At 75.3% G+C, this 16,548-nt stretch carries 14 protein-coding genes; 5 read left to right on the plus strand and 9 right to left on the minus strand.

Annotated features, from left to right (window positions below; all coding sequences use genetic code 11):
* Nucleotides 1–15: 15 nt before the first annotated feature.
* Together KDL28_RS41190 and KDL28_RS33000 are read right to left on the minus strand one after the other, a co-directional pair.
* Entirely contained in the window at nucleotides 16–2,286 is a 2,271-nt protein-coding gene (locus KDL28_RS41190) for a winged helix-turn-helix domain-containing protein (protein ID WP_305882273.1), read from the minus strand.
* 34 nt (nucleotides 2,287–2,320) lie between these two features.
* Entirely contained in the window at nucleotides 2,321–2,593 is a 273-nt protein-coding gene (locus KDL28_RS33000) for a DUF8691 family protein (protein ID WP_252444907.1), read from the minus strand.
* A gap of 215 nt (nucleotides 2,594–2,808) precedes the next feature.
* Here KDL28_RS33000 and KDL28_RS33005 point away from each other — a divergent pair, with 215 nt between their 5' ends.
* From KDL28_RS33005 to KDL28_RS33015, 3 genes are all read left to right on the plus strand, one after another.
* The gene (locus KDL28_RS33005) at nucleotides 2,809–3,675 is read left to right on the plus strand and encodes a CPBP family intramembrane glutamic endopeptidase (RefSeq protein ID WP_252444909.1); all 867 of its coding nucleotides are present in this window, start codon (nucleotides 2,809–2,811) and stop codon (nucleotides 3,673–3,675) included.
* A complete protein-coding gene (locus KDL28_RS33010) occupies nucleotides 3,672–4,154 on the plus strand; it encodes a hypothetical protein (protein WP_252444910.1) in 483 nt (160 codons plus the stop codon). The genes KDL28_RS33005 and KDL28_RS33010 overlap by 4 nt, the downstream gene beginning before the upstream one ends.
* A 233-nt stretch (nucleotides 4,155–4,387) precedes the next feature.
* Nucleotides 4,388–5,107, plus strand: coding sequence for an SIMPL domain-containing protein (locus tag KDL28_RS33015; RefSeq protein WP_252444912.1), 720 nt, complete (start codon nucleotides 4,388–4,390; stop codon nucleotides 5,105–5,107).
* On the opposite strand, the gene KDL28_RS33020 is transcribed toward KDL28_RS33015, so the two are convergent.
* From KDL28_RS33020 to KDL28_RS33050, 7 genes are read right to left on the minus strand one after another with little or no spacing between them, the layout of a single operon-like run.
* Nucleotides 5,089–6,354: an alpha/beta hydrolase gene (locus KDL28_RS33020; RefSeq protein ID WP_252444913.1), complete on the minus strand. Its 1,266-nt coding sequence runs from the start codon at nucleotides 6,352–6,354 to the stop codon at nucleotides 5,089–5,091. The two genes, KDL28_RS33015 and KDL28_RS33020, sit on opposite strands and share 19 nt — an antisense overlap.
* Nucleotides 6,351–6,599, minus strand: coding sequence for a hypothetical protein (locus KDL28_RS33025; RefSeq protein WP_252444915.1), 249 nt, complete (start codon nucleotides 6,597–6,599; stop codon nucleotides 6,351–6,353). The genes KDL28_RS33020 and KDL28_RS33025 overlap by 4 nt, the downstream gene beginning before the upstream one ends.
* Nucleotides 6,596–7,234 (minus strand): VOC family protein, encoded by a 639-nt coding sequence (locus KDL28_RS33030; RefSeq protein WP_252444916.1) that lies wholly within the window; start codon nucleotides 7,232–7,234, stop codon nucleotides 6,596–6,598. The genes KDL28_RS33025 and KDL28_RS33030 overlap by 4 nt, the downstream gene beginning before the upstream one ends.
* Nucleotides 7,235–7,282: 48 nt before the next feature.
* Nucleotides 7,283–7,999: a TetR/AcrR family transcriptional regulator gene (locus KDL28_RS33035; RefSeq protein ID WP_252444918.1), complete on the minus strand. Its 717-nt coding sequence runs from the start codon at nucleotides 7,997–7,999 to the stop codon at nucleotides 7,283–7,285.
* Nucleotides 8,000–8,027: 28 nt separating this feature from the next.
* Nucleotides 8,028–8,768, minus strand: a complete 741-nt coding sequence (locus tag KDL28_RS33040) for a maleate cis-trans isomerase family protein (protein WP_252444919.1) — start codon at nucleotides 8,766–8,768, stop codon at nucleotides 8,028–8,030.
* On the minus strand, nucleotides 8,765–10,426 hold the full coding sequence (locus KDL28_RS33045) for a (2,3-dihydroxybenzoyl)adenylate synthase (protein WP_252444921.1): 1,662 nt from the start codon (nucleotides 10,424–10,426) through the stop codon (nucleotides 8,765–8,767). Before KDL28_RS33045 ends, KDL28_RS33040 begins: the two co-directional genes overlap by 4 nt.
* Complete coding sequence (locus KDL28_RS33050; RefSeq protein ID WP_252444922.1) at nucleotides 10,423–11,922, minus strand: FAD-dependent monooxygenase; 1,500 nt, start codon at nucleotides 11,920–11,922, stop codon at nucleotides 10,423–10,425. The genes KDL28_RS33045 and KDL28_RS33050 overlap by 4 nt, the downstream gene beginning before the upstream one ends.
* Nucleotides 11,923–12,041: 119 nt before the next feature.
* Between KDL28_RS33050 and KDL28_RS33055 the strand changes: the two genes are divergently transcribed.
* A complete protein-coding gene (locus KDL28_RS33055; protein ID WP_252444923.1) occupies nucleotides 12,042–14,159 on the plus strand; it encodes a hydantoinase/oxoprolinase family protein in 2,118 nt (705 codons plus the stop codon).
* On the plus strand, nucleotides 14,156–16,465 hold the full coding sequence (locus KDL28_RS33060) for a hydantoinase B/oxoprolinase family protein (protein WP_252444925.1): 2,310 nt from the start codon (nucleotides 14,156–14,158) through the stop codon (nucleotides 16,463–16,465). The genes KDL28_RS33055 and KDL28_RS33060 overlap by 4 nt, the downstream gene beginning before the upstream one ends.
* The last annotated feature ends 83 nt before the right edge of the window (nucleotides 16,466–16,548 follow it).

A 16,548-nucleotide genomic window follows, 5' to 3' on the forward strand; every position in this document is an offset into this window, starting at 1 on the left:
CGGGTGGAGCGAGGCTCAGAGCAGGCCGAGGGCCCTGGCCTGCCGGACGGCGTCCTGCCGGGTGGCCACGCCGAGCTTGCGGTAGAGGACCTTCGCGTAGCCCTTGACCGTGTTGATGGACAGGTAGAGCGAGGCGCCGATCTCGCGCATCGTCGCGGTGCCGGTCAGCGCCCGGAGCACGGCCCGTTCCCGGTCGGTCAGCTCCTCGACCAGGACGACGGGCGACCCGCCGGCCGGGGCCACCGGGGCCCGGCCCGCCCGCCGCTCGACGGTGCGCAACGCCCGCGCGACGACCGGCAGCACGGCGCCGTCGTCGACCGCCTCGCGCGCCTCCCGCAGCGCGGCCCGGGCCGCGGGCCGGTCGCCGTCGTCCAGCTCCACTTCCGCCAGCGCGGCCAGTGCGGTGACCAGGGTGGGAACCAGGCTGAACGTGCGGGCCAGCTCCACCGCGGGGCGCAGCAGGGCCCGCGCGGCGGCGTGGTCCCCGTCGGCGTGGGCGAGCCTGCCCTCGACGGTCCGCAGGCGGGCGAGCCCCGACACCGCCCCGCCCCACCGCTGCGACGCCGCGGCGATCACCGGGCCGACCTCGGCGAACAGCCGCCGCAGCGGGGCCACCTGACCGGTCTCGGACAACGCGCTGGACAGGATGCTGGCGGCCTGCAGCCCGAGCAGGGGCGGCAGCGCCTGGGCCCGGGCACTGCCCCACGCGTCCTCGGCGACCGGGACCGCCTCGGCGCACCGGTCGGCGAAGACCAGCATCGCGGCCAGGACGGTGCGCGCCACCACGTACCCGATGCGGTCCGGGTCGGGCTCCAGCTCGACCGCCGTCGCGGCGCGGGTGAGCGCGGCGGCGAGGTCGCCCTGGACGACGCCCAGCTCGTAGGCCCGCACGGCCGTCGCCGCGCCCCGCAGCGTGCACCAGCCCTCCAGCGCGGGGCTGTGCTCGTCGATCCGCGGCTCGGCGAGGTCGAGCCACGGGCCCATCGCGGTGAACCGGCCGCTGAGCCCGGCCGACCAGGCCAGCGACACCGCCAGCCGCGGGTCCGCGCGCACGGTGGCCGGGGGCAGCAGCGCCCCGAGGTGCAGGTGCACGGCCAGCGCGCCGCGCTCCAGGAAATGCGGCACCGTCGAGCGCAGCACCCGTCCCGCCCCCTCCTGGTCGCCGGCCCGGATCCGCAGCTCGACGGCCTCGGCGACGTACTCGCGGGCCAGGAACCAGTCGGCGGCGCGGGACAGGACCCTGGCGGCCTCCCCGGGGTGGTCGGTGTCCAGGACGTGGTGCAGCGCGTCGCGGAACAGCGCGTGGCAGCGGTACCACTGCCGCTGCGGGTCGACCGGGGTGACGAACAGGTCGGCCCGGTCGAACCGGTCCAGCACGGCGGCCGACCCGGTGCGCCCGAGCACCTCGTCGCACAGCGGACCGCAGAGCCGCTCCAGCGGCGCCGTCCGCACCAGCAGGTCGCGCTGGTCGGCGGGCAGCCGGTCGATGACCTCGGCGCGGAGGTAGTCCAGGACGTGGCGGTCCGGCCCGGCGTCCGGACCCGCGCCGTCGGCACCCGTGGTGTTGCGGATCCGCAGCGCCGCGAGCTGCAGGCCCGCGGCCCAGCCCTCGGTGCGCTCGCGCAGCACCCCAGCGGTCCGCTCGTCGACCGCGCGGTCGGTGACCGCGCTCAGCAGCGCGGCGCTCTCCTGCACGGTGAAGCCCAGGTCCGCGGCCCGCAGCTCGGTCAGCTGGTCGCGGGCGCGCAGCCGGGCCAGCGGCAGCGGCGGGTCCCAGCGCCCGGCGATCACGACCCGCAGCGCGTCGGGGAGGTAGCCGAGCAGGAACTCCATGCTCTCGTGGATGCCGGGGTGGGTGAGCAGGTGGTAGTCGTCGAGCACCAGGACGTGCCGGGTGCGCAGCGCGCTGAGCTCGTTGAGCAGGGTCGGCAGCGCGAGGTCGACCGGGTCCAGCCCGGGGCTGAGCAGGCCGCCCAGCGGGGCGTCGGTCAGCCCGCCGACCTCGCGGCGCAGGGTGGCCAGCACGTAGGTCCAGAAGCGGACCGGCTCGTCGTCGGCCTCGTCGAGGGAGACCCAGACGACCCCGCGGTCCTCGGCCGGGTCGTGGGCCCACTGCGACAACAACGTGGTCTTGCCCCACCCGGCCGGGGCGACGACGACGGCCAGCCGGGTGCCCGCTCCGTCGAGCAGCGGGGCGTGCAGCCGGGCCCGCTGCACGGCACCCGGGCGCACCGGGGGGACCACCTGCTTCGCGGTGATCAGCGGGGACTCGCGGCGCTCGGACATGCGGCTCCCGGCGGGCTCGGCCGGCCCGAGTCTGTCAGGTTCCGGTGGTGCGGGGAACGCCCCGGCCGTCCGATCCGCCGGTCATCGCCGCCGGTGCGGTGCCGACCCGCAGCAGCCGGACCTCCCCGCCCGCGTCCCACACCAGGTTGAGCAGCGCCCGGACCGCGGCCTGGTCGGCGAGCCTGCCCTCCAGCGCGGTCCGGCCCGCCCGCGAGCGGATCGTCACCTCCCCGAGGCGGGCGCGGATCACCCCGGCCACCGTCGCGGGCAGCGGGCCCGCTAAGACCAGGTGGTAGCTGCAGACCACGGCTTCCTCCGCCCTCCCGGCGCGGCCACGGCGACCGACGCGACCACGCTCGCCGTGCCCCGGGTCCCCGCGCACCACCCCGCCCCCGGCTCCACCCGGGTGGTCCCGGGGACGGGTGGTGCGCGGCCACCCGGGTCGGCGTGACCGTCCTCCTCGACGCCCCGACCGCAGGGGCGGACGGAGGAGGTACCGGGATGTCGACGAGGGAGAAGAGGATGGCGAGCGCCTGGGCGAAGGACCACCGGGCCTCCGGTTCCCAGCCGGTGGACGCGGCGGAGGTCGTGATCACCGAACCCGCGCTCGTCGCGGAGCGCCCTGCCGTCGGATCGGGCCGGTCGTGGCTGCGGTTCCTCGTCGGCTTCGCCCTGGTCGGTGGGGTGCTGCTGGGTGCGGGCGCGGTCGACGCCACCGGCCGGTGGGGCCTGGTCGTGCTGGCCGCCGTGCTGGCGACCGGGGTGGCCGTCGAGAAGGCGCTGCACCGGTCGACGGCCGGGGACGCGGTGCGCCTGCTGGGCCTGCGCCGCCCCGGCGGCCGGGCCATGGCCCTGGCCGCGGCGGTGTCGGGCCTGGTGCTGCTGGTCTTCCCGCTCACCGCCGCGCTGAGCGGCGCCGCGGTGGTGCTCCGACCGGACTGGGCCTGGCTGCTCGTCGGCATCCTCGCCTTCCACGGGCTGGCCGAGGAGCTCGTCTGGCGGGGCTACGTGTTCCGACGGCTCCGCGCGGGACGATCGTTCCGGGCGGGCGTGGCGTGGACGATGCCGCTGATCGCCGCCGGCCACCTCCCGATCCTCGTCACCCAGGGCCCGGCCGTCGGCCTGGGCGCGATGCTCGTCGCCGCGGTCACCTCGATCCCGCTCGGCTACCTGTACGAGACGGGCGGCCGCTCGATGTGGCCCCCCGCGCTCGTGCACACCGCCATCGACGCCTTCAAGCTCGTCCTGATCCCGGCGGTGGCGCTGTCGACCTTCTCGACGCTGATCATCCTGGTCAACCTCGCGGTCCCGCTGCTCGTCCTCGCCGTCCCGCGGCACGTGCTCGTCGCCGCCCCGTCCACCGAACGACCACGAGGAGAATCGTCATGATCGCCGAGATCGGCCTGGGACTGAGCGTGGTGGCCGCGGGCCTGTGGTCCGGGCTGCTGCTCACCGTGACCACGATCCTGCACCCGCTCTACGCCTCCCGGGACGCGGGCGGCTTCACCGCCGACATGCGGCGGTTCCTGCCGATCGCGCGCCGCTCACCGACGAACTACGTGCTGGTGATCGCCCTGCTGGTCGCCCCGGTCCTGGCCCTGGTCGGCCTGTGGCTGGAACGGGGCACCGGCGTCGTGATCGCGCTGACCGCGGCCGGGCTGGCGGCCACCGTCGCGGGCCCGCTGCTGATCTCCGACCGCCTCGCCGAGCCGAACTACGCCGTCATCCTGGGCTGGGACCCCGATCACCCGCCGCCGGACTGGCGGATCGCGCGGGCGCGGTGGATGCGGCTGAACTGGGCGCGGGGCGCGCTGACCTGGACCGCGTTCGCGCTGTTCCTGGCCGCCGCCTACGCCCACCTGCAGTGACCTCGGCAAGTACCGCGATCACGGCGTCATGGACGCGTCCAACGGCCCCTCCCGATCACCGGGAGGGGCCGTCCGCGTCGGGGCGCACCCCGGACGGCACCGTCCGCCGACCCCTCCGGCCCGTGACGACCGGGCGATCCGCGACGCGGGAGCACATCCGGGGGGCCTGACGACCAACCGCGCGGGGCGTCGGTTCCGTCCTGGGTCCGGGAACGACCGGATGGAGACCGACGATGAACCGTGCGCTGCGTACCGCCGCAGTCCTCGCCCTCGGGGTGCTCGTGCTGAGCGGCTGCTCGACGCCCACCGGCGCCGAGCACGCGACCGGCGGCGCCGGGGCCGCGGATCCGGCGGCCATCACCGCGCGGGGCACGGGGACGGTCCGCGGCGCACCGGACGTCGCGACGCTCGTCCTGGCGGAGCAGACGCGCGACCCCCGCGCAGAGGCCGCGCTCGGGGCCGCGAGCGCCGGGGCCACCGCACTGGTCGCGGTCCTCGACCGGGGCGGGATCGCCGCGGCCGACCGGCGCACCAGCGGCCTCTCCGTCGACCCCACCTTCGACCAGGACGGGCGGGTCACCGGCTACCAGGCGGTCAACGAGGTCACGGCCACGGTGCGGGACACCGCCGCCGTCGGCGCCCTGGTCGACGCGGCGAGCCAGGCCGTCGGGGACGCCCTGCGCGTGCGCGGCATCACCTTCTCGATCGAGGACGACAGCGAGCTGCGGGTCCAGGCGCGGGCCGACGCGGTGCGCGAGGCCCAGGCGCAGGCGCAGGAACTCGCCACGGCGGCCGGGGTGGACCTGGGCCGGGTGCGGACGATCATCGAGGTGCCGCCCGCGTCGACGGACCCGTTCCGGGCGGACGCGGCCCCCGTCGCCGCCACCCCCGTCGAGCCGGGGACCCGGGAGCTCACCGTCGTCGTGGAGGTCTCCTACGGCATCGACGGGTGACCGGGCGGCCGCAGCTCGAACCGCTCGGCCAGCCAGGTCGCCACGGCCTCCCCGGCGCGCTCGTTGCCGGTGGGCTCGCCCTCGACGATCGCGCCCCCGAAGTGCAGGCCGCGGACGGCGCGACGGGTCAGGTCGGTGGCGCCGAGCGCGCCCGCCATGCGGGCCGAGTCGGCGGGGAAGGCCGCCTGGTCGCCGGTGACCTCCAGGAACAGCGTGGGCACCGTGACGCCCGGGGCGCACCGGACGAAGTCGGCGTGGGAGCTCAGGCCCGACCACGTCGAGAGCCAGGCCTCGGGGGTGGTGAGCCGGCCGAAGCCGACCTGCCCGTAGTCGATGAGGTCGGGGCGGCGGCCGAACAGCGAGCCGTAGGGGCGGTCGCTGGGGTCGAGGGAGAGGTCGACGGTGCGCGGGTCGGCGTCGGTGCGGAACACCGTGATGATCCGCGGGGCGATGGCCCGGCGGCGGTCGCGCGCCGCCCCGGTCCGCCGGAACGCCTCCCGCGCCTCGGCCGCGCGCGCGAGGTGCTCGCGCGCGACGGCGTCGATGCGGGCGACCCGGGCGCGCTGCGCCTCCCGGTAGCGGGCGAGGAACTCAGCGCTGTAGGACGAGCTCGCGGGCGGCTCGGCGAAGCCGTTCGCGGGGTCGAAGGGGTCGAGCTCGGGGACGACCGAGAGCGGGTCGGACTCGTCGGCGACGGACGGGTCGATGCAGCCCAGCAGCAGCCTGCCCTGCCCCGGGTGCGGCGCCAGGAAGACCGCCCCGTCGGCGGTGGGCAGCTCCGCCTCCGGCAGGCCGGACGGCCGGCCGCCGGGGGTGGTGGCGATCCGGTCGGCGGGCGCGAGGCCGGCCTGTTCGAGGTAGAACGCGTAGAGCGGGCCGCCGCCGGAGTGCCCGAGCGTGACGACCGAGGCGAACCCCCGCTCGCGCAGGAACCGCAGCCCGGCGGCGGCGTCGAGCAGCGCCTGCTCGTGCACCAGGGTGAGGTCGTTGTTCACCGACCGGCTCTGCTGGGTCCAGACCGCGGCCCCGGCGCCCAGCAGCACCGGCGCCAGCGGGTGGTGGGTGAGGTCCTGGCGCGGGTGCATCAGGCACACGACGGTGGTCGCGCCCGGGACGGTGGCGAGCACGCCCCGCACGGTGGCGCCGTCGGCGGTCGTGAGCTCGTGCACCGATGTCGTGGTGGACCCCGGCCGCCGCCCCGCGGCGAGGTAGCGGCCCGCGCCCAGCCCCACCGCGGCGCGGGTCATACCGGCTCCACCCGCAGCGCGTCCTTGTCGTGCTGGGTGATGCGGCTGCCCCGCGCGACCCCGGCCACCGAGCTGTACCAGACCGCGTGCCGGCAGCCGGTGGCCCGCCGGTCGATGACGATCGGGCCGGTGGCGGTGATCGCGAAGTACGGGCCGATCCGCCCGACGGTGACGGCCGGGTCCTGCGCGGCCACCGCGGCCAGCGGTGTGTTCTCCGGGACGTCGAGGACGTAGAGCGCGGTCATCGCCCCGGCTCGCCCGCCCGGGAGAGCTCCCACTCCGCGGCCCGCTCGACGATCAGCTCGGCCTTGCGCGCGAGCAGCTTGCCGAAGGTCGGGTCGCCCTCGCCGACGACGTCGAGCAGGGCGTCGATGGTGAGGTTCGCGTCGAGGTCCTCCTGCGGCGTGACGGGCCGCATCGCCCGGGTGAACTCGACCATGTAGCCGTTGGGGTCGTGGGTGTAGATCGACTCGATCGTCTCGTGCTTGATCTGCATCTCCACCGGCCACGAGCTGGCGTCCAGGCGCCGCCGGTACTCCAGCAGGTCGTCCTCGTCGCCGACGTGGATCGCGAGGTGGCGCGACCGGACGAAGAACTCCGGCACGTCCGGGCCGAACCCGGCGTAGGCGTCGCCGCGCTCGTGGCGGTGCACGGGTTCGAGGCCGAAGTAGTAGAAGAACGCGATCCGGTCGTCGTTGCCGATGTCGAAGAAGAAGTGGATGAAGTCGGGGTGGTCCTCCGGCCCCCACCCGGCGGCGCAGATCGAGTGCACCACGGGGAAGCCGAGGACGTCGCGGTAGAAGCGGACCGTGCCCGCCGGGTCGAAGGTCGGGAAGGCCGTGTGGTCGACGCCCTGGACGCGATGGTCGAGTTCCGTCATGGCACCGACGCTACCTGCGCATCTACGAATGAGTCAACAGTTTGACGATCACGAAGAACCCTCCACGTCGAGGATCCGCTCGAGGTGGTCGAGGTCCTGGCGCAGCATCGCCAGCGCCGCCGCCGGGCCCTCCCCCTCCGGCCTGCGGTCCTCGGCCCGGCGCACCGCGGCGAGCGCCATGTCGGCGAGCTGGTCGGCCACGGCCTCGACGTCGTCGCGGCCGGGGCGGAACCACCACGCCACCCAGTTGCACATGCCGATCACGGCCAGCGCGGCCACCCGCGCGTCGACCGGACGCAGCTGACCGGCGACGACGCCCTGCTCCACGACGTCCATCACGGTCCGGAGCACGGCGCGCCTGCTCGCGTCGTAGGACTCGGCGATCTCCTGGGGCAGCTCGGCCTCGGAGCGGATGAGCAGGCGGAACCGGTCGGGCTGGTGCGCGAGCCGCACGACGGTGAGCCGGGCGATGCCGCGCAGCTTGCCGACGGCGTCGAGGTCGGCGCGGGCGGCGATCTCGGCCATCTCGGCCGCCGATCCGCCGGCCACCTCGGCCGCGAGCTTCGCGAGCAGCTCGTCCTTGCTCTTGACGTAGTAGTAGAGCGCCGGGCGGGTGATGCCCATCGCGTCGGCTATGTCCTGCAGGCTGGTGCCGGCGAAGCCGCGCTCGGCGAAGAGCCGCACGGCGTGCTCGTACATCTCGTTCTCGACGAGCTCGCGGCGCGTGCCGCCCCGGCCGGTCCTTCGGTCAGCGGCCCCGGTCATGGCGGTGATCGTAGAGCGGCGCGCCACCTCAGCGGCCCGCGGCGAGCAGCCTGCCCGCCCCCGGCAGCGCGGTGGGCAGCGACAGCGCCCGCAGCAGGGCGTGCGCGCCCGCCGTGGCGGCCGACAGCACCGGGATGCCGAACTCCGCCTCGGCCGGCTCGACCAGCTCGAGCGAGGGCATCTGCACGCAGGCGGAGATGACCAGCGCGTCAGCACCGGCGAGGTCGAGCCCGCGGGCCGCGCCGAGCACGCGCTCGCCGGGGATGCAGCCGACCTCGGCGTTGTCGCCGACCTCGAGCGCGGCCCAGTCGAGCACCGCCAAGCCCTCCGCCTCCAGGTAGCCCACGACCTGCTCGGCCAGCGGCCGCAGGTACGGCGTCACCAGCCCGATCCGCCGGGCGCCCAGGGCCCGCAGGCCGTCGACGAGCGCCCCCGCGCTGGACAGCACCGCCGGCGGTGGACCCGCCTTCGCCAGCTGCTCGGTCACGGCCCGCTCCGTGCGCCGGTGCTCCCCCGGACCCTGGGCCATGAGCGCGACGAGGCAGGCGTAGAGCAGCACGTCGACGCCGGCGTCGGTGATCTCGTCGACGCAGCGCTCGCGCTGGTCGTTCATCGCGCGCAGCCCCTCCGGCGACACGGTGTGCATGCGCATCCGGCTGGAGTGGAACGAGAACCGCGCACCGGCGTGCCGGGCGAGCAGCGCCGGCACCTCGGTCTCGACGGTGACGTTGGAGCTGGGCACGACCAGCCCGATCCGGTGCGGGGTCACAGCACTCCTCCTCCGGCGGCGGCGGCGGCCGCGGTGCCCTGCAGCCGCCTCTTGTCGACCTTCCCGACCAGCGTCCGCGGGATCTCGGCCAGGTGCTCGACGTGTTCGGGCCACTTGAACTTCGCGACCTGGTGCCGCGCGAAGTGCTCCCGCACGTCGAGCAGGGTCAGCGGCTCGCCGTCGACGACGAGGAACGCGCACGCCCGCTCGCCCAGGCGCGCGTCCGGGACCGCGACGACCGCGGCCTCCCGGACCCGGGGGTGGCGCAGCAGGAGCAGCTCCACCTCCTCGGCGCTGACCTTCTCCCCGCCGCGGTTGATCAGGTCCTTGATCCGGCCCTCGATCGCGACGCAGCGCTCGCCGTCGATCCGGTGGACGACGGCGAGGTCGCCGGTGCGGTAGAAGCCGTCGGAGGTGAACGCGCGGGCGTTGTGCTCGGCGGCGTCGAAGTAGCCGCGCAGCGTGTACGGGCCGCGGCAGCACAGCTCCCCCACCTCGCCGTCGGGTAGCTCGTCCTCGGTGCCCGGCGCCAGGATCCGGACCTCGTCCAGGCCCGACAGCGGGGTGCCCACCGTCGTCGCGCGGGCCGCGCGGGACGCGCCCGGACGGGTCGTGAGGAACAGCCCCTCGCCCATCCCGAACAACTGCCCCGACCACAGCCCGCGCCGTTCCAGGGCGTCGAACAGCGGTGGCGGGACCTTCGTCCCGGACAGCACGACCTGCGTCAGCGACCGCGCGGCGGCGTCGAAGGCGGGGTGGGCGGGAGCGCCGAAATGGCCGTGCCCGAGCAGGAGGTGGGTGGCGCCCGCCTCGGCGAGCAGCGGCAGCGACGCGTCGAGGTCGGCGGGGCCGAGCACCAGGCAGGCGCCCACGCTGTGCGGGGCGTGCACGGCGCAGACGACACCGGCGTTGTGGATGATCGGGATGAGGTGGGCGACCCGGGTGTCGGGCGTCCACCCCCAGGAGCGGGCGTACTCGGCGGCGTTGTACCAGTACTCGGCGTGCCGGCGCGGGATCACCTTCGGCACCCCGGTCGTGCCGCCGGAGAGCTGCAGGACCGCGACGGCGTCGACGTCGACCCCCCGCTGGATCGCCTGCACGACGGCCCGCGCCGCGGCCGGGTCGACGTCGGCGCCGAGCGTCTCGACGGCGGTCCCGGTGGCCGTCGCGGGGTCGCCGAGGACGAGCACGTGGCGCAGCGTCGGGTGCCCGGCCCGCTGCTCGGCGGCGAAGCCGACCAGGTCGAAGCCGCGGGTGCCGGCCTCGACCAGGTGCGCGACCGCGCCGACCCGCCGGCTGATCGCCCCGATCTCGTGGCCGCGGTGCGCGGCCAGCGTGCACACGGGGACGAGGCCCGCCTTGAGCACGCCGTACCACGCGACGACGGCCCCGACCCGGTTGGTCACCTGGAACAGCACCGGGTCGCCGGGCGCCAGGCCCAGGTCGGCGAGGCCGGCGGCGAGCGCGTCGCTGCGGGCGTCGAGCTCCCCGAAGCTCAGCCGGGCGTCGAGCCCGACGACGGCGAGCCGGTCGGGGTGCGCCCGCGCGACCGCGTGGAACTCGTCGGCGATCGTGCGCTCACCCCAGAGCCCGGCGTCGCGGTAGCGCGCGACGAACTCGGGCGGGTACGGCAGAAGCCGCGGGTCGTCGGTCCTCACGACGCCTCCCCGGAGCCGGTCGATCCGGTGACGCCGACGAGGTCGGCGCGGCCGCTGACCAGACCCGCGGCCAGGTCGTCGCGGAGGTCGGGCGGTCCCTCGACGACCACGGTCGCACCGACCTCGGTCCGCAGGCGCTCGGCGAGGTCGAGCCGGGTGAGCAGGGCCGGGCGCTCCGGCGGGCCGACGACCCGCAGCGCGGCGGGCGCGGCGGCCGCGGCGGCCGCGACCACCGCGTCCGCCTCGACCCCCCACGGGTCGTCGAGCACGGCGTCGACGACGAGCGCGTCCAGGTCGTCGGGGGCCACGCGCGAGCGCAGGACCCAGTCGGTCAGGTCGGGCGGCACCTGCGGCGCGACCCCGGCGAACTGGCCGAGCGCGGCACCGACGACCTCCGGGCTGGTGGCGGCGAAGCGGTCGAGCGGGATGTTCCCGGCCCGGGTCATGTAGGAGATCATGAGCCGCTCCACGGGCAGGTGGGTGCGAGAGGGGAACGACTCCCACCAGAGCCGGCTGCGCCGGGCGAGCTCCTGCAGCCGCTCGACGGCGGGGCGCCGGACCGCCTCGTAGCGGGCGAACGCCGCGGGCGGGTCCGGCTCCGCGTCCAGCGCGGCGACCAGCGCGATCGCGTCCTCCATCGCGAGCTTGGTGCCCGAGCCGATGGAGAAGTGCGCGGTGTGCGCGGCGTCGCCGAGCAGCACGACCCGCCCGGCGGACCAGCGCCGGCAGGTGACGGTGCGGAAGCGCTGCCAGCGGGTCCGGTTGCCGATCAGGTCGTGGCCGCGCAGGTGGGTGCGGAACACCTCGCGCAGGTGGGCCAGCGAGGCGGTGTCGGACGCGTCGCCCTCGACGACCGCGGTGTCCAGGCAGGCGGCGCGCCAGGTCGGCTCGTCGGTCTCGATGAGGAACGTGCTGCGGTCGTCGGCGTAGGGGTAGGCGTGGGTGACGAACGTGCCGTGCTCGGTGTCGACCGGGGCGAAGACGGCGTCGTCGAGCGCGAACCCGGCGCCGCACCAGAGGAACAGCCCGCGGCCCAGCTCGACGGAGGCGCCGAAGCCGCCCGCCTCCCGGGTGGCGCTGCCCACCCCGTCCGCGGCGAGCACGACGTCGGCGTCCAGGTCGTCGGCGGCCGGGCGCACGCCGTGCTCCAGCCGGACACCGGCCTTCTCGGCGTGGCGCTGGAGCACGTCGAGCAGCTCGGTGCGGGCGATGCCGATGAGGTTGTCGTTGCGCACCCGGGCGACCGCGCCGCCGACGTCCATCGTCATGTCGTGGGGTCGGCCCGCGGCCCGGATGTCGCGCAGGGTGTCGGCGTCGGCGGCCTCCAGCTTGCGCTGCGTGCCGGCGGCGAGGCCGACGCCGAACCCGAACGTGGTGTCGCGCTCGCCCTGCTCGTGCACGACGACCTCGCATCGCGGCTGGGCCAGCTTGAGCAGGCGCGCGGCGTAGAGGCCCGCGGGCCCCCCGCCGAGCACGGCCACCCGGCGTAGCTGCATCGCGGTCCTCCTGGGTCGATCGTCCGTCGTCCTTGACTACCTTCGCAGACGTTAAATAGTCTACGCAACCGTCAGGCCAGCAGCTCACTGCGGCCGCCTCCCGCGAAGGAGCGTGAGTCATGACCTTTGTCATCGGCGTGGACGTGGGCGGCACGTTCACCGACGCCGTCCTCGACGACGACGCCGGCACGGTCGTCGCCGCGAAGTCGCCGTCCACGCCCCCGGACTACTCGCGCGGGGTGCTCGACGTGCTCGAACTGCTGGCCGAGCAGATCGGCCGGACCATGCCCGAGATGCTCGCCGACACCCACCACATCGCCCACGGCACGACGTCGTCGCTGAACGCGCTGGTCACGGGCAACGTTCCGGCGGTCGGCTTCCTGACCACACGAGGCCACCGCGACTCGATCTTCATCATGAACGTCGAGGGCCGCTACCTCGGGCGCGCCCCGCACGAGCTGCAGCACGTGCTCGCCCAGGACAAGGACCACCACCTGCTGCCCAAGCGGCACGCGCTGGAGGTCACCGAACGCGTCGACCGCGACGGCACCGTGATCGTCGCCCTCGACGAGGAGCAGGCGAGGGCCTCGATCCGCGCGCTGCTCGACGACGGCGTGCGCGCCATCGCCGTGTCGCTGCTGTGGTCCTTCCGCAACCCCTCGCACGAGCGGCGCCTGCGCGAGCTGGTCGCCGAGCAGGACGCCGACGTCTTCGTCGCGCTGTCGAGCGAGGTCAGCCCGCGGATCCGGGAGTTCGCCCGCAACGCCACGACGATCATGAGTACGCAGATCGGCCCCGGCCTGCGCGACTACCTCACCTCGCTGGAGGACGCGCTGCGCGAGCGGCGGCTCGCCGGGCCGCTGCTGGTGATGCAGAGCAACGGTGGCGCGGTGCTGGCCGCGCAGGCGCCGTCGGCGGCGATCAGCACCGTCGGTTCCGTGCTCACCGGCGGCGTGGTCGGCGCGGTGGCCCTGGGCCGCCAGCTCGGCGACCGGAACATCATCTCCACCGACGTCGGCGGCACCACGTTCCTCGCCGGGCTCGTCGTCGACGGCGAGCCGGTGCGCGACACCACGACGGTGATCAACCACCACCCGATCAACGTCCCCACGCTGCGGGTCGACGCGATCGGCTCCGGCGGAGGCGCCGTCGCGTGGCTCGACGCGGGCGGCAACCTGCGGATCGGGCCGCGCAGCGCGCAGGCCGTCCCCGGCCCGGCCTGCTACGGCCAGGGCGGCACCGAGCCGACCAACACCGACGCCAACCTGGTGCTGGGCATCCTGCCCGAGCGCGGGTTGCTCGGCGGGCGCAAGCCGCTGTCGCTGGAGCTGGCCCGCCAGGCCATCGACACCCAGATCGCCAAGCCGCTCGGGCTCTCGGTCGAGGACGCGGCCGCGGCCATCCACGCCGTGCAGAACGCCCAGACCGGCGACCTGCTGCGCAAGTCGGTCGTCGAGGCCGGGCACGACCCGCGCGGGTTCGTCCTCTACGCCTTCGGCGGCGCCGGCCCCGCGCACTGCGCCCGCTACGCCGCCGAGGTCGGCGTGGCCGAGGTGGTCGTCCCGCTCGGGCCGGTGGCGTCGGCGTTCTCGGCGTACGGGCTCGCGTCCTCCGACATCGTGCTGGCCGCCGAGCTGTCCGATCCGACGTTCGTCCCGTTCGATCCGCGCCGGGCCGAACGCAACTTCGCCGACCTCGAGGAGCGCGTCCGCGAGGGGCTCGACCGCCAGGGCGTCGCGTTCACATCCGTCGAGCTGCACCGCGAGATCGACATGCGGTACGCGATGCAGCTCGCCGAGGTCACCGCGCCGGTGGTGGACGGGCCGCTCGACGCGGCCGCGGTCGAGGCGGCCGCGGCCGCGTTCGAGGAGCGCTACGCGGCGCTCTACGGCGCAGGCGCCGGGTTCCGCGAGGCCGGCATCCAGGCCATCACCTTCCGGGTGCGCGGCACCGGGATCCTGCCGTTCTCGCCGCGGTTCCCGGAGATCCCGGTCGCGGCCTCGGCCGATCCGGCCGACGCGCGGACCGGCAGCCGCCCGGTCTGCCTCGACGCCGCGGCGGGCTTCGTCGAGACCCCGGTCTACGACTACCGGGAGCTGCGCGCGGGCCACGTCCTCACCGGACCGGCGATCGTCGAGGTGCCCACGACGACCGTCGTCGTCCCGGGCGGCACCACCGCCACCGTCGACCACCTGGGCAACCTCACCATCCGCAGCACCGTCGGGAGCGCGTCATGACCATGCCGATCCCCGGCTCCGAGGTGTTCTCGAGCCGCGCCGTCGACCCCGACGAGCTGGCCCGCTCGCTGCCCGCGTCGCTGGCCACCCACACCGTCACCCAGGAGCAGGTCGACGGGCTCGACCCGCTCACCTACGAGGTCGTCCGGCATCGCCTGTGGTCGGTCACCGACGAGATGGGCGAGGCGCTCAAGCGCATGTCCGGCTCGCCGATCGTCACCGACGCCAACGACTTCGACTTCGCGATCAGCGACGAGCTGGGCCAGGAGGTGCAGGTCGGGCTGTACAACACGATGCTCGTCGGCGCCGTCGACCTGGCGATCTACTGGACGCTGCGGCACCGCGCCGCCAACCCCGGCATCGCCGAGGGCGACATGTTCCTCACCAACGACCCGTGGGTGGGCGGCGGGCTGCACCAGAACGACACGATGGTCTACCAGCCGGTCTTCCACGAGGGGAAGCTCTTCGCCTGGACCAGCGCGATCTGCCACGAGCCCGACCTGGGCGGCGTCGGGCTGGGCTCGTTCTCCCCCGCGGCCCAGGACGTGTTCTCCGAGTCGCTGCCCACCCCGCCGATCAAGGTCGTGCGCGACTTCACGCTGCAGCGCGACGTCGCCGACGTCTGGGTGCGCCGCTCGCGGGTCCCCATGCTGGTCGGGCTCGACCTGCGGGCCAAGGTCGGCGCGAACAACGTCGGCCGCGAGCGCATCCTCGCGCTCATCGCCCAGTACGGCGCCGACACGGTCAAGGCCGTCATGAAGCGGATGATGGGCGACGCCGAGCGCAGGCTGCGCGAGAAGCTGGCGAGCCTGCCCGACGGCTCGTGGAGCGCCACCGGCTACCAGGACCAGTCGCACGAGGGCGACCGCGGCCTGCACAAGATCACCGTGACGACCACGAAGACCGGCGACCACCTGACGTTCGACTTCACCGGGACCGATCCCCAGGCCGGGGTGGTCAACTGCACCTACGGCGGGATGCGGGGCGGGGTGATGCTCGCGCTGCTGCCGATCCTCGCCGGCGACATCCCGTGGTCGGCGGGCGGGCTGATGCGCTGCTTCGACCTGGTCTCCGAGGAGGGCACGCTCAACAACGCCACCTTCCCCGCCGCCGTCGGCCGCGGCCCGATCGGGCCGGCCTGGCTGACCGGCAGCCTGGTCGCCGAGTGCCTGTCCCGGATGCTCGACCGGTCGCTGGAGCTGGGCAAGGACGTCCAGGCCACCTGCTGCGGCACCTGGGACACCGCGGTCGTCGCGGGCCTCGACGAGCGCGGCGAGCAGCCGGTCCCGTTCCTCAACATCATCATGGAGCCCATGGCCGGCGGGTACGGGGCGCGCCCGCACGCCGACGGCATCGACACCGGCGGGCTGTTCTGCATCCCCATGGGCCGCATCCCGGACGTGGAGATGACCGAGTTCCTCTACCCGCTGCTGACCCTGTGGCGGCGGGAGGAGCCCGACTCCGGCGGGCCGGGCCGCCACCGCGGCGGCGTCGGGGCGTCGGTCGCGATCACCCCGCACGGCACCTCGCTGCCGATGGGCCTGGTCCTCGCCTCGGCGGGCAAGGCCGTCGCCCAGAACGCCGGCCTGTCGGGCGGCCACCCCGGCAACAGCGGCCTGGACGTCGTCGCCCGGCACAGCCGCGTCGCCGAACTGCTCGCCGCCGGGACGATGCCGACCACCCTCGCCGAGGTCAGCGACACCCTCGAGATCGGCCAGAACTACGCCACCAGCCACCTCGCCCCGGGCGAGGTGCTCGCCATGACCTGGCAGGGTGGCGGCGGCTACGGCGACCCGCTGCGCCGCGAGATCGCCGCCGTGGCCCGCGACCTGCGCGAGGAGAAGATCACCGCGGCGGCGGCGCGCGACGTCTACGGGGTCGTCCTCAGCGGTGGCACCGTCGACGAGGCCGCCACCGCGGCCGAGCGGGACCGTCGGCGCGCCGCCCGCCGCGCCCGGTCCGCGTCGGGCTCCGGCGGGACGAAGGTCGACGTCACCTCGGGCCGTCGCCTCGACGACAACCTCGTCGAGGTGGGCGAGGCCGGCGGGACCGCCGTCGCCTGCCGGCACTGCGGCGAGCGGCTCGGCGACGGCGACGGCCTCGCCCTCGGCGAGTACGAGGGCCCCACCACGGGCGCCGGTCCGCAGATCCTGACCGATCCGGCCGACTACGTCGACGCGCCCGTGGTGTTCCGCCAGTACTGCTGCCCCGGCTGCTGGACGGCGATCTACTCGGCGGTCGTCCCGGCCGACCACGTGGACCACCTCGGAACCCTCGGCGGGCCCGTGGCGGCGGCGGGGAGCTGACGACGGGTCGGGGGGGCGCCCGCCGCCCCCCCCCCCCCCCCCCGGCCCCCCCCCGGGGGCCCCCCCCCCCACCCCCCCAGTGA

It is taken from the genome of Pseudonocardia humida, from assembly GCF_023898865.1.
In the GTDB taxonomy this organism is placed as follows: domain Bacteria; phylum Actinomycetota; class Actinomycetes; order Mycobacteriales; family Pseudonocardiaceae; genus Pseudonocardia; species Pseudonocardia humida.